Source organism: Solibacillus kalamii (genome assembly GCF_002174535.1).
GTDB lineage: Bacteria > Bacillota > Bacilli > Bacillales_A > Planococcaceae > Solibacillus > Solibacillus silvestris.
Genome location: NZ_NHNT01000002.1, coordinates 307,799 through 321,552, shown reverse-complemented (window position 1 = coordinate 321,552; position 13,754 = coordinate 307,799). Strand labels below are relative to the sequence as shown.

General features: G+C 37.4%; 15 protein-coding genes. 5 read left to right on the top strand and 10 right to left on the bottom strand.

The features are described 5' to 3' along the window. The first annotated feature begins 426 nt into the window (after positions 1–426). From CBM15_RS05220 to CBM15_RS05210, 3 genes are all read left to right on the top strand, one after another. Entirely contained in the window at positions 427–918 is a 492-nt protein-coding gene (locus CBM15_RS05220) for a 23S rRNA methyltransferase (RefSeq protein WP_087616032.1), read from the top strand. A gap of 103 nt (positions 919–1,021) precedes the next feature. After that, complete coding sequence (locus CBM15_RS05215) at positions 1,022–1,222, top strand: CsbD family protein (protein ID WP_008407565.1); 201 nt, start codon at positions 1,022–1,024, stop codon at positions 1,220–1,222. Between the two features lie 206 nt (positions 1,223–1,428). Beyond that, positions 1,429–3,612 (top strand): EAL domain-containing protein, encoded by a 2,184-nt coding sequence (locus tag CBM15_RS05210; RefSeq protein WP_087616031.1) that lies wholly within the window; start codon positions 1,429–1,431, stop codon positions 3,610–3,612. 23 nt (positions 3,613–3,635) lie between these two features. On the opposite strand, the gene CBM15_RS05205 is transcribed toward CBM15_RS05210, so the two are convergent. The 6 genes from CBM15_RS05205 to yneA all read right to left on the bottom strand — a co-directional run bounded on the left by CBM15_RS05205 (position 3,636) and on the right by yneA (position 8,517). Beyond that, on the bottom strand, positions 3,636–4,283 hold the full coding sequence (locus CBM15_RS05205; RefSeq protein WP_087616030.1) for an alpha/beta hydrolase: 648 nt from the start codon (positions 4,281–4,283) through the stop codon (positions 3,636–3,638). Between the two features lie 13 nt (positions 4,284–4,296). After that, positions 4,297–4,863: a DNA helicase gene (locus tag CBM15_RS05200; RefSeq protein ID WP_087616029.1), complete on the bottom strand. Its 567-nt coding sequence runs from the start codon at positions 4,861–4,863 to the stop codon at positions 4,297–4,299. 228 nt (positions 4,864–5,091) lie between these two features. Continuing rightward, positions 5,092–7,086 carry a transketolase gene (gene tkt / locus CBM15_RS05195; protein WP_087616028.1) on the bottom strand — a complete coding sequence of 665 codons (1,995 nt, stop codon included), beginning with the start codon at positions 7,084–7,086 and terminating at the stop codon, positions 5,092–5,094. Between the two features lie 139 nt (positions 7,087–7,225). Next, positions 7,226–7,462, bottom strand: coding sequence for a DUF896 domain-containing protein (locus CBM15_RS05190; RefSeq protein ID WP_008407575.1), 237 nt, complete (start codon positions 7,460–7,462; stop codon positions 7,226–7,228). A gap of 64 nt (positions 7,463–7,526) precedes the next feature. After that, on the bottom strand, positions 7,527–8,183 hold the full coding sequence (locus CBM15_RS05185) for a YneB family resolvase-like protein (RefSeq protein WP_087616026.1): 657 nt from the start codon (positions 8,181–8,183) through the stop codon (positions 7,527–7,529). Beyond that, positions 8,170–8,517, bottom strand: a complete 348-nt coding sequence (yneA, locus tag CBM15_RS05180; RefSeq protein WP_087616024.1) for a cell division suppressor protein YneA — start codon at positions 8,515–8,517, stop codon at positions 8,170–8,172. Before yneA ends, CBM15_RS05185 begins: the two co-directional genes overlap by 14 nt. A gap of 160 nt (positions 8,518–8,677) precedes the next feature. On the opposite strand from yneA, the gene lexA reads away from it, so the two are divergent. Next, a complete protein-coding gene (gene lexA, locus CBM15_RS05175) occupies positions 8,678–9,301 on the top strand; it encodes a transcriptional repressor LexA (RefSeq protein WP_087616022.1) in 624 nt (207 codons plus the stop codon). 82 nt (positions 9,302–9,383) lie between these two features. On the opposite strand, the gene CBM15_RS05170 is transcribed toward lexA, so the two are convergent. The 3 genes from CBM15_RS05170 to CBM15_RS05160 all read right to left on the bottom strand — a co-directional run bounded on the left by CBM15_RS05170 (position 9,384) and on the right by CBM15_RS05160 (position 11,525). Beyond that, positions 9,384–10,079 carry a gamma-glutamyl-gamma-aminobutyrate hydrolase family protein gene (locus CBM15_RS05170; protein ID WP_087616020.1) on the bottom strand — a complete coding sequence of 232 codons (696 nt, stop codon included), beginning with the start codon at positions 10,077–10,079 and terminating at the stop codon, positions 9,384–9,386. Between the two features lie 115 nt (positions 10,080–10,194). Next, entirely contained in the window at positions 10,195–10,740 is a 546-nt protein-coding gene (locus CBM15_RS05165; RefSeq protein ID WP_087616018.1) for a 5' nucleotidase, NT5C type, read from the bottom strand. A 77-nt stretch (positions 10,741–10,817) separates the two neighbouring features. After that, positions 10,818–11,525, bottom strand: a complete 708-nt coding sequence (locus CBM15_RS05160) for a DNA alkylation repair protein (protein WP_087616016.1) — start codon at positions 11,523–11,525, stop codon at positions 10,818–10,820. Between the two features lie 185 nt (positions 11,526–11,710). Between CBM15_RS05160 and CBM15_RS05155 the strand changes: the two genes are divergently transcribed. Continuing rightward, positions 11,711–12,256: a gamma-type small acid-soluble spore protein gene (locus tag CBM15_RS05155; RefSeq protein WP_087616014.1), complete on the top strand. Its 546-nt coding sequence runs from the start codon at positions 11,711–11,713 to the stop codon at positions 12,254–12,256. 146 nt (positions 12,257–12,402) lie between these two features. Here CBM15_RS05155 and glnA read toward each other — a convergent pair whose 3' ends face one another. Beyond that, positions 12,403–13,737: a type I glutamate--ammonia ligase gene (gene glnA / locus CBM15_RS05150; protein ID WP_008407588.1), complete on the bottom strand. Its 1,335-nt coding sequence runs from the start codon at positions 13,735–13,737 to the stop codon at positions 12,403–12,405. Positions 13,738–13,754 lie beyond the last annotated feature (17 nt).

Genomic DNA, 13,754 nt, shown 5'->3' with positions numbered 1-13,754 from the left:
AGTAGGTCGTATCTTTCCGTCGTGTGAAAGGGTGTTTGAGTTGCTTTATTTCACAAAATTAAATTTCCAAAATTCCTCTTGTCCAACGATCCACAAAGCTTTCAAAAGTAATGCCATATTTGTTATACACTTCATGATAAACAAAGTAAATTCCCAGTTTGTCTAACAATTCATCATTAATCCGCATTAAGATCACTCACTTTCGATTATTTAGATGATGGACTATTCAGCGCCATGCAATTCATATCTTTTCTAATCATGCCCAGAGTGGCGAACGTTATTCATGACCAATCAATGCAAATCATCTCGGAATATTCGACTGATTATAATCTGTTACAAATTTTTCACAATCTGTTTAAAAATCCGGGCGAATCTTTCATCACAATTTAGTAAGATGAATGAAATGACAGCATTGGAGGGAATCTAATGAGGAGATTTAGTTTAGTACTATTAACTACAATTTTATTGGCTGGGTGTGGTGATACGGTAGCGGACATGAAAGAGGCGGCGGCAGGTATTAATACAAAAGCAAATGAAGCAGCTTCAGCGATTTCAATCGATGTCCATTTCATTCGAGCAACTGAAATTGAATTCGACAATCAAACTTTTACTATTAACGATTTATTTAAGACTATATTACGCGATGTGCAATGGGATTATGACGATATCAGTGAAACACCGCAGTTAAAAATTACAGGTACTTGGCAAGATAACGGCTTATTTGCCGCACATTCATTTTCTGCTAGCCAAAAAGAATTCTTAAAAGAAAATGGCCAAGTAGAAGTCATTCTTTCATTTAAAAATGACAAAATGGTTGAATCCAAAACAAAAGTATCCATGCATATGAATGGACAGACACTTGTAAAAGAAGAAGGTCAGGAAATTCTTCATCACTTTTATAAAACCTACATACATTAATTGCTTTCTTTAGTTTGTTTTCATTCAAACTTTCTATCCATCTTGTTTAGTAATAATACATGAGGGAATATAAATAATATCTAAACTTTGAGGAGGTCATAGTATGTCAAATGGATTTACAGATAAACTAAAAGGTGCAGGAAATAAGATTAAAGGTGAAGTAAAAGAAGAAATCGGTAAAAATACAAATGACCCATCTTTACAAGTAGAAGGTCAGCGCGATCAGCTAAAGGGCGAAACACAGGAAAGAGTTGCCGATGTCAAAGATAAAATTACAACAAAAATCGATGAATACCGAAAATAGTATTTACCGAACGAAACTAGTAAATTTCATATTTACTAGTTTCTTTTTTTTGCGTTAAAATAGTTAATAAACTCTATTTTCCCACCAAGTACTTTAGAATCAATTAAAAGGAATATTTTTATATTAATATAATCTCGCTTTAAATTTATAGGAATTTTGGTATACTTTAGTTAAAATACACATCACTTATTAAAGGGGAAGTTAGAATGACCATAGATCAATTTATACCCCTATCAAAAGACCGCTTATTTAATTGGCTAAAAACCTTAAGTAACCAGCTTTCGAAAGGATCGCTCATCATTGATGTAAATGATGAAAATTTACCTATTTTACATGCTAATTCACATTTTTTAAAACTGACCTCATTTAAAATGAATGAATTGCTCCATCAAAATATAAACATTTTGAATGGTCACAGAACGAATCAAACATCAATCGAAGAATTAAATTTACATTTAAAATCAGGCGTAGCAAAAAAATTTACGATTTTGCATTATATGAAAGAAGGTTCCGCTTTTTGGAATTCGATTACACTGCATCCGATTCGAAATGAAGACAATGTCATTCAATATATTTTAATAACATGTGAAGATACAACAGAAGCAGAGTTAAATAAAATGGTTTATAAATTGGAGCATGAAGTGTATGAAGCAATCGATCATGAAGACAATCTGCAATCGATTTTAAATTTAATTACGGAGAAAATTGAACTTTTCTATATTCGCGATGTGTATTGTGCCATTCATATTTTTAATGATAATTGTGAAGTCAAATCGTTAGGCACACATTCATTGCCATTGCCGATTATTAATGAACTCGATATATTGGAAATTTCGCCTAATACCGGTCTGAATTCGAATGCCGTTTATTTAAAGGACTTTGCAGACACAGACCAGCATAAAGCACTTTTTAACTATTGGAATCTTAACCATGTTCAAGGCTCATGGACAAAGCCTATATTAACACCTCAAAATGAAGTAAGCGGCATTTTGACCCTATTCAATCAAGATGCAACGGAGTTAAAGCAAATCGATATCAATTATTTAAACCGATTGGCCCTGCTGATTCAATTAGCCATTAAATATGCTGAACAAAAAATCGAGCTTAGCAGACTTGCCTTTTTTGATGTTGAAACAAATTTACCAAACCTCCATTATTTTAAGTCTGAATTATCAGAATTGATTGATGCCGGTCGCTCAGGAATGGTCGCCATCCTCCATCCTACTGAGTTTAATAAGGTCGTTGATTTATACGGAAGGAATGCTGGAGCCGATATACTGCGTCAAGTGGCAGATCGTATGCAAGTATATTTCCCAAATGGTGATGCACTCATTTCACGTTTTTCAAATTCGCTCATTTTAGGGAAAGTAGACGAAAGTGATTGTTTCCTTGCCTATAATCAGCATCTCGAGTCTTTGACACAAATGCCTTATAAAATCAACGGTAAAGAAATCTATATAACATTAAAAATCGGTTATACAATCTTTAATCAGTCAATGACAGTCGAACAGAGCATACATCAGGCGGATATTGCCTTATCCAATGCACAGAAGCGTACTGGGACGAGCTATTCTATATATGAAGATAATAGTACTAAACAACTGACTGAAGAAATGGATATCCTCAATCAATTGGCTTATGGGCTTCAACATGAAGAGTTCGAAGTTTATTTGCAGCCTAAAATTAACTTCCAAACAATCGAAGTGGAAGGTTTTGAAGCACTATCTCGCTGGAATTCAAGCAAACTCGGGTTTATTTCGCCGGTAAAATATATCCCGATCGCAGAACAAACCGGAAAAATTAAAGCGATTGATTTACTGAATTTCAAACAGATCCTTATCTGGCTTGAAAATCGTATGAATGAAAATAAAAAGATTTTACCGATTGCGCTCAATATTTCGCCCGACCATTTTTACGACCCGGATTTTCTGGAAAATATAAGAAATATATTCTACCAATATAGTGTGCCGCCACATTATATTAAACTGGAAGTAACCGAAAGCATTGAATTGGTAGATTTTAAAAAAGCAAAAGAGATTTTGAATCAACTAAGACTAATGGGCATCGAATGTTCGATTGATGACTTTGGAATTGGCTTTTCATCATTAAGCTATTTACCACAATTGCCCTTTTCTGAAATTAAAATTGACCGTAGCTTCGTCAGTGCAATGAATGAACCTGGAATGTATGCAATCGTACAAACAATCATCCAATTGGCTAAAAATATTGAAATGCGTCCCATTGCTGAAGGTATTGAAACAGAAGAACAACTGGCAATGCTTCAACAACTCGGCTGCCCTGCTGGTCAAGGCTATTATTTTTATAAACCGATGTCCATTACCGAAGCAGAACAATTACTGGACACACAAAAAACAGCTGACGAGAAGTAATTCATCTTCCGTCAGCTGTTTCTTTAGTTTAAATTGTTCGGTAAATCTTTCGATAAGAATGCGATTAAATCATGTAGATTTTGTTCGCTCACCCCATGGCCTACCGGATATGTTCGAAATGTAACGTCTGTATCATAGTCATTGAAAAAACGAACGGCATGCTCTGCCCATTCAATCGGATAATCATAATCATATTCTCCGTGAGATATAAAGATTTTTGATTTATCCATCGTTTTTTTACTATATTCAAGTGCAGCGAATTCCGGTAAATATCCGCTTAATGCTGCTGTTCCACGAATGGCACTACCCATCACCATTGCAAGTGACTGTGCCATCGCTGCACCCTGGTTAAAGCCAACAACATAAATTTGCTGTTCATCTAAATTGAATTCCCAAATTGCTTCATTAATAAAGGATTCAATTCCCTTCAGCACTTTATCAAAAATTGCACGATTTGGCTTACCCTCTTCTTCAAATGTATAAAAAGCATAGCCAGGACGATGTTTAATCGGCCCTTGCAAGCTAAAAATATGACAATGTGTTGAAAACGAATCAACGAGTTGAAGTAAATCTTTTTCATCGCTCCCTAATCCATGCAGCAAGAAAATCGCAGGCTGCTTATCTGCCTCGACTTTAGGTGCCTTGTGTAAATAAATAAATGGTGTATTCATTTTATATCTCCTTTTAAGAAAGCGTCATTTTATTGACAAGCTGGTCCGTGTAATAAGCCATATAGCCATCCAGCAATTTGATTGTTTCCTCAATATCGCCTTCTGTTAAAATTGTTGCACTTTTGGCACAGGCAACCGTTAAAAAATCAATCCGGTATGCATGTTCCACAGATGCATACGCATAATCGTAAATCACATCTTCATCTTCTACCTTTAATGCTTCATATTGCTGATGGAATGCTTTTTTGTAATCATCCATTTTCTCTCCGACACTGTTACGGATTTGCATTTGCTGCGCCATTAGCTCGTTTTCAATATAAGAAACGGTCGGCACTTTTCCTGTACTTAATGTTTCCCGGACAAGATCAGTCCATGCCATTTTATGTTCCACGTAATACGCGATATTTAACATTAAGCGATCATAAAAATCAGTCGTTGAAGTGGAAGATGCTCGTTTTTCATCGATATTATTTTGAAGCATCGTTTCGAATTTTTCAAGGTCTGCTTTATTCGATAGAAAATAAAGTGTCTGCTCGATATATGTAGTAATTTCTTTTTGCTTGTTTTCTGCTGTCATCATTCATCCACATCCTTCATCTGATTCTTCCGTAATTCTCTATTATCGTACCATTCCTTCAGTAAAATCGCACGCCTTCCAACTATATGTATGGGCATATTGTATATGAATTTGCTCTTTTTGCCAAAGCTTTTTTCTTGTTACTTTAATCATTATATTGGATTTCAGATTTACAGTGAAAAGAAAAAACGCCACTTGCCATAGTAGACAAGTGACATTTTGAGCTTCGAATTAAAGTGCTTTTACTTTCGCAACTACATTTTCTACTGTGAAGCCGTATTCTTTTAACACAATTTTCTCTGGAGCCGATGCACCAAATTTATCAATTGCCAATACATCCCCTTCAAAGCCAACATATTTATGCCAGCCAAGTGATGCACCCATTTCAATTGCTAAACGCTTCGTTACAGCTTTTGGTAATACAGATTCTTTGTATTCCTTCGACTGCTTTTCAAAGAGGTCCATTGATGGCATTGACACAACAGATGCGTCAATCCCTTCTGCCAGCAATGCTTTTTTCGCTTCCACTGCCAAGCCTACTTCAGAACCTGTTGCAATTAACAAGGCATCCGGAGTTTCTTTAGATGAAGCTGAAACAACATAGGCACCTTTTTCAACACCCTCGTATACTGTCTCTTTTGCAACATCCAACACCGGCAAGTTTTGACGGGATAATACTAATACAGTTGGGTTTGATTTGCTTTCTACAGCTAATTTCCATGCTGCTACAGATTCATTTGCATCTGCAGGACGGATAACCGAAAGATTCGGCATCGCTCTTAATGATGCTAAATGCTCGATTGGCTCATGTGTCGGACCGTCTTCACCTACTGCAATTGAGTCATGCGTAAATACATATGTTACAGGTAATCCCATTAATGCAGATAATCGAATTGCTGGTCGTACATAGTCAGAGAATACGAAGAAAGTACCGCCAAATACATTTAAACCGCCATGTAATGCCATACCGTTCAGCGCAGCACCCATTGCAAATTCACGAACACCAAACCAGATGTTACGGCCTTCCGGAGTTTCAGCAAAGAAATCGCCAGCGCCTTTAATTGTTGTTTTGTTTGAGCCTGCCAAGTCAGCAGAACCGCCGAAGAATGATGGCGTTGTTTTTGCAATGGCATTGATTGCATCACCAGATGATGAACGTGTAGCTACTGCAGTACCTGCTTCATAGACTGGTAATTCAGAAGCAAAGTTCTCCGGTAATTTGTTTTCCATTGCATTTACAAATTGGGCAGCCAGTTCCGGGTATTCATTTTTATAGCTTTCGAATAGTTCATTCCATGCTGCTTCTGCTTGTACACCTTGTACTTCGCTTGCTGCTTTAAATGTATCATACACTTCCGCAGGAACAGCGAATGGCTCATGTTCCCATGCGTATGCAGCTTTTGTTAAAGCAACTTCATCAAATCCTAGTGGTGCACCGTGTGAATCTGCTTTACCAGATTTGTTAGGAGAACCAAAACCGATGACAGTTTTCACTTCGATTACAGTTGGGCCGCCAGTGTTTTGTTTCGCTTTTTCAATTGCTGAATTAATTTCCACGATATCTGTACCGTCTGTAACTTTTAAATAGTTCCAGCCGTAAGATTCGAAACGTTTTTGGATGTTTTCCGAGAATGACTTTTCTAAATCACCATCAAGTGAAATGTCATTTGAATCATAAAGTACAATTAATTTATCCAATTTTAAGTGACCTGCAAGAGAAATTGCTTCTGCAGCAACACCTTCCATTAAATCTCCGTCACCGCATAGTGCAAACGTATAGTGGTCAACAATGTCTTTGCCTGGCTTGTTGTATGTTGCTGCCAAGTGACGTTCAGCCATAGCCATACCTACTGACATGGCAATCCCTTGTCCTAATGGACCAGTTGTCGCTTCTACACCAACTGTATGACCATATTCAGGATGTCCCGGTGTTTTTGAATTCCATTGACGGAAGTTTTTGATTTCTTCCATCTCTAAACCGTAGCCACCTAAATGTAATAAACTATATAAAAGCATGGAACCATGTCCAGCTGATAATACGAAACGGTCGCGATTATACCAATTAGGATTTTGTGGGTTATGGCGTAATTGCTTCGTCCACAATGTATAGGCCATAGGTGCAGCACCCATTGGTAAACCTGGGTGACCAGAATTTGCTTTTTCAATTGCGTCGATTGATAATGTACGGATTGCGTTAATTGCTAACTGATCCATCTGTTGTGTCATTATGTGACATCCTTTCCTCGTACGATATTTATACCTTTTATAGTGTAGACAAATTCTCACAAGAAAACAATAATTTCTAAAAACGTCATATAAAATATGTCATACTTAATATTAAATGTGACATATTAATGAAATGTTATTAGTTTAAGAATTTCTTCTGTGATTTTATTTGTTTTAATTTTTCAGGTGTCACATCATTGCCCTCTTCATCAATTACTTTCACATGCTCGATTGTATCGCGCATTGTGGAACGGAATGTATCTAAATACTCTTTGCGCAGCGCAGTGCGTTCCTTCGCTTGTTCTTCCGTCAATTTACCTTCTTTCGCTAATTTAGAAAGCTCATTAATGCGAGCTATTTTCTCTTTTGATAACATTTGAATCTCACCTTTCTTCCTACCTACTACAAAGGTATAAAAAAAACGACTTGAAAACAAGTGTTTACTCTTCAAGTCGCTCCATATATTCAATATATCTTCTATGTACGGTCGCTTTACTGATGGAAATGCCCAAGCCAGACAATGTCGTAGCAATTTCTGCAAATGTTAAGCCTTTCTGGCGTAGCTGGACGATTTCTTCGACAGGCACTTCTTTACGTTCACGCCCTTCAATATTACCGCGGTTTTTTAAATTGTTTTGGGGCTGGTAGCCATTTTCTACAGCGCGACGCATTCCCCGGCGGATTTTCGCATTATGCATACGACGCTGGTATTCTTCGACAATCGCTAAAATTTCGAGCAGCATTGTATCCATTTCGTTTAATATGACAGGACCTGCATCATTCAATGTATACACTGTCGCTTCATATTTTTGTAATAGGTGAAGTACTGCCATACGTGCATTACCACGCCCTAACCGTGTTTCGTCCTGTACAAACAACGCTTCGATGCCGTACTCTTTCATATAGTCAAGCATATCGAGCAGTCCATCTCTGTCCACATCATATCCGCTATGCTGATCCATAAAGATCTCCACATCTTTATAGCCGAATGTTTTCGCATACTTTGTCAGCTCCTCTTGCTGACGTACTAGTGATGTTTCTTGTGTATTTTTATCCGTACTGACACGGCAATAAATTACTGCTTTAGTTTTTATCATTGTTCCCTCTCACTACTTTAATCGATTGCATATCAGTGGAATCATTCAGCTGAGCAATGTATTGTGAATCTTTTTCTACAGGTACAACCAGTACTTGTCCTAAAACAACTTTTTCATCCAGCAATCCGTTTTCCTTTTTCACTTCATCGATCCAATCATGCTTAGCCATTTTACCACGGTATTGTTCTGCCAACGACCATAAAGTATCGCCATGCTCTATGCTTACGTGTTCGTATAATTCTATTTTATCGTCCTGCATCATGAATAAAGCAATCATAAGTACAGAGAATAGTAGAAACATTGATGTAAAGCCATTTAGTTTAGTTTTTTTCATTTGTAAAACCCTCTTTCGAATATATGTTCGGAATATTTGTTCTCATAATAATACGAACATATGTTTTTGTCAACCGTTTTTTCGAACTTATGTTTGCATTCATGTTCGCATACTGCTATACTTACTTTAAGAAAAATAGCATGATAAAGAGGTGAGTTAGTTGACACAAAAAATTTCAAAGCGGCAGCAGGCTATTCTAACTTTTATAAAAGAGGAAGTTCGTTCTAAAGGCTATCCGCCATCAGTACGCGAAATTGGAGAAGCGGTAGGTTTGGCTTCCAGTTCAACTGTCCACGGGCATTTAGCTCGTTTAGAAAGTAAAGGGCTTATCCGCCGTGACCCTACTAAGCCGCGTGCCATTGAAATATTGGACCAGGAAGAGATGAACATCGCCAAACAAGGTGTCATCCATGTTCCGTTAATCGGTAAAGTTACAGCTGGTCTGCCTATTTCCGCAATCGAGGATATTCAGGAATATTTCCCGTTGCCGGATGCTTACGGCTCACCGGAAGAAGAACTATTTATGCTTGAAATTATGGGTGAATCCATGATTGAAGCCGGTATTTTAAACGGGGATTATGTAATCGTCAAAAAAACGTCTACCGCGAACAATGGAGAGATTGTTGTAGCAATGACGGAAGATGATGAAGCGACAGTCAAGCGCTTTTACAAAGAAAAAACTCATTTCCGCCTACAGCCTGAGAACAGTTCAATGGAGCCGATCATTGTCAATCAAGTTTCTATTTTAGGTAAAGTAGTCGGCCTCTATCGAAATATTCATTAATCAGAAGCTTGCCATTCTAATAGAATCGGCAAGCTTTTTAATGAAATAAAAAAACTCAGCCGTAAACGACTGAGCCTTTTTATTACTTATGGCATGCTTCTATAAAACTTTTAAATAAGCGCTGTGCATAAACATCCCCGTTTGGCGCCAATTCTTCCGGGTGCCATTGTACCGCCACACAATACGGATGGGATTCGTGTTCAATTCCTTCAATAATGCCGTCTTTCGCAACTGCCGAAACAAGAAGTCCTTCCCCTAACTTCCCTACAGATTGATGGTGAAATGTGTTAACACGGAATGATTCTTCTGTAAAAATCTCTTTAAATTTCGGTGTCTTCACTTCAACGGTATGTGCCAATTCTCCACGCTTTGAAGGTTGTTTATGTAAGATTGTATTATCCACCTGTGATGGTATATCCTGAATTATCGTACCCCCGAATGCAACATTCATAATTTGTTGTCCACGGCAAATACCTAGAACAGGCATTTGTCTTTTAAAGGCTGCATTCATTAATAAAAGATCGCTGTCATCACGCTTTCTAACAACACTACCGATATGACGGTGCGGTTCCTCATTAAACAATAATGGATCGATATCCGCTCCACCAATTAATACGAGGCCATCAACTAAATTTAATACTGCTTCTACGTTTTCTTCCGTAGCATTCGGTATACAAATTGGTATACCCCCCGCAAGTTCTATCGACGTCAAATATGCGTTGTTTATATCCAATTTCTTGTCAAAATCATACATCGTTAATCCAATAATCGGTTTCATTCATTCTATCCCCTTACAATTTATAGATAATTCCAACTATTTAAATTATACTATTTCGTTAAGCCAAGTGACTACAAAAATATAAAAGGATTGCCTGATTGCAACCCTTTACCTTTTATACAATTTCCAGTTGTTTTATAAAATACTGTTTAATTTCTTTCCAGTTGTTCACACGTATGAAACCTTCTTCTGATCGATTGTACGGCATCGAATACAATATACCTGTTCCTTTAAATGACTTGAGTTGGCGTGGGCTATCGTCAATTAAATAATCAGTATGTATTACCGCTTTATTTCCGCAAAACACAATGTTCTGTGTTTTAATAAATGGTAAATACTCCATTAACCAATCGTACTTCGCTGTAAATGACCCCGGTACATCCATGGCAGCTGTCGTAATATAAATTTCATAATGCTCCTGCAGCTCTCGAATGACAACAATTGCATCTTCATCCAGTACTTTTAAATCTCTGAAATAGCCGGGCTCATTTAATAAAGCAAATAATTTTTTTGCATCTTCTCTAGGTAAATCGCGCTGTGTCGTTAGAAGAAATTCTTCATCAGTAAAATTTGTCCCGAAATTCTCGTTATATGTAACACATAATTTCGAATAAAAGTCAGCCAACACCTGGTCCATATCGATGGCAATGCTTTTTTTCATGTAATAGCCTCCTTGAAATTTCCTAATTTTAGTTTATACAATTGTATGGCGAAAAAACAAGGTATAACTCTTTACAATTAACAGCGTACATATTTACGTTTAAAGCCGATTCGTCCTTTTTCCACCTGTTTTTCAATTTCCGCATAAGCGTGTAGCAGACCCGGCTTTTTCCCTTCACGTTTCGTTTCAATTGGCCCGATTTCCTTAGCAAATTGCACAACCTCTTCATGTAGAGGTTTAAATGAAACACCGACTGTCATGACAAAGTTGTTCATTGCTACTTGTGTACGTGATGGTGCTTGACGGATATTTTGTTTTACATACTCAAGCATACCCAATAATTTTTCTTTTGAAAATTCTTCATCTTTTCGATTGCCGAGGAGCCAGCAGTAACAATGCCAACCTGCCGACATTTTTAGTTCCTCACCACTTGCAATCCATTTATCGCTTACTTCCTGCGCAATATCGGATTCAGCCAAAGTCACTGCAACAACATAATCGGAAATCATATAAAAATAGGCTTGTTCAATCCAGCGGTCGTAATCTTCTTCAGTCATTGCTTTCGGATCCGCAATAACCCCGGCAAAATACATTGCATCATAGTTGCCTGTCGCATAAAGCTGTTCAGCCAGCTCCTGATTTATTTTTATTTGTTTTACATACGGTTTCATCGAACCAGTCGTTACACCGAATAACGGCTCTTTTGCTCCATTGGACATATAAATCTTTTTTGTACGCTCTTTACCCAATGCCTCTAATTCTTGCATCATTGTATCAAGTTTCATAATAGCCTCCTTTTGTTCTATCGGTAAATTTTAATCCTTCTTATTATACGATTTATATACTTATCATTCCAAGGTACTGAAGCATTGGTGATCGGCACATTTAAAATTTTTAAAAAAAATTGGCAATTGATTTAACCGAATAATAAAGCAACCTCTGAACAGAATAATGTCAGGAGGTGATTTTGATGTCAAAAAATAAAAACATCAATAACAAGAATAACGCCGAATTCGGAATGGAAACGGATGTTAACCAAGTAATGCAGCAAAACCAAAAGGCTGAAGCTAAAAAGCAACAAGCTTCTGGTGCGTTTGCAAATAGCGGTTTACAGAAGAAACCGAATTCAATGAATGCTGAGTTTGGCATGGAAACAAACGTTAACCAGGTGAAACAGCAAAACCAGCAAGCTGAAGCTAAAAAGCAACAAGCTTCTGGTGCGTTTGCAAACAGTGGTTTACAGAAAAAACTCACTTCAATGAACGCTGAGTTTGGCATGGAAACAAACGTTAACCAGGTGAAACAGCAAAACCAGCAAGCTGAAGCTAAAAAGCAACAAGCTTCTGGTGTATTTACAAACAGTGGTTTACAGAAAAAACTCACTTCAATGAACGCTGAGTTTGGCATGGAAACAGATGTTAACCAGGTAAAACAGCAAAACCAGCAAGCTGAAGCTAAAAAACAGCAAGCTTCTGGTTCTTACGGTAAAAACCGTTTCCAAAACGGCAATAAATAAAGCATTATTGAACCGGCAATTTATATTGCCGGTTTCTTTTATACTATACGAATAAATTACAACAATTATTTTGGTTAAAATTGAATACGACTATACAAAAAAGTGCAAAAAAAAGCGCCGGAATTTTAGCCCCAGCCCTTTTTTTCTTAGTACATTTTCATATATTGGTCGCGTTCCCACTGGTGAACAGTTGAACGGTACATATCGAACTCGATTTCTTTTGCTTCTTTAAAGTTCGCATAGATATGGTTTCCTAATGCTCTTTGAACCACTTCATCTTTTGCTAGTAATGCTAATGCATCATCTAAAGCTGCAGGCAGATTATCGATGCCGTTAGCTTTACGCTCTTCTTCGCTCATTACATATATGTTTCGGTTTATTGCTGGTGGTGGTGTTGTTTTTTTGCGGATCCCTTCAAGACCCGCCTCTAAAATTACCGCCATCGCTAAATATGGATTTGCTGATGGGTCCACTGAACGAACTTCTACACGTGTTGAAACGCCACGAGAAGAAGGAATACGGATTAACGGTGAACGGTTTTGCGCAGACCATGCTACGTAACATGGAGCTTCATAACCTGGTACTAAACGTTTATAAGAGTTTACTGTCGGGTTTGTAATTGCAGTAAAACCTTGAACATGGTCAAGCACACCTGCCATGAATTGCATCGCTGTTTCAGAAAGCCCTAATTCAGTAGACTCATCATAAAATGCATTTTCTTTTCCTTTAAATAAAGAAACGTTAAAGTGCATTCCTGATCCAGCTTCACCGAATAAAGGTTTTGGCATGAATGTCGCATGTAAACCGTGCTTACGTGCAATTGTCTTAACAACTAATTTAAATGTTTGGATGTTGTCGCATGCAGTAATAGCATCCGCATATTTAAAGTCAATCTCATGTTGACCCGGTGCAACTTCATGGTGAGAAGCTTCAATTTCAAAGCCCATTTCTTCCAATTCCAATACGATATCGCGACGGCAGTTTTCACCTAAATCTGTCGGTGCCAAGTCGAAATAGCCGCCATGGTCATTTACTTCCAAGCTTGGCTCGCCTTTTGCATCCAGTTTAAATAGGAAAAACTCCGGTTCTGGTCCTAAGTTGAAATCTGTGAATCCTAGTTCTTTCATTTCCTTCAATACTCGTTTCAGGTTGTTACGTGGATCGCCTGCAAATGGTGTACCGTTCGGATTGTAAATATCACAGATGAAACGTGCTACTTTCCCTTTTTCAGCTGTCCATGGGAAAATCATGAATGAATCATAATCCGGATATAAGTACATATCCGATTCTTCAATTCGTACGAAACCTTCAATTGATGAACCATCAAACATCATTTTATTGTCCAATGCTTTATCTAGTTGGCTTACAGGAATTTCTACGTTTTTAATTGTCCCTAAAATATCTGTAAACTGTAAACGAATGAATTTTACTTGTTCTTCTTCTACTAGACGTTTAATGTCGTCTTTTGTATATTTGCCCACTAAATTCCACACTCCTA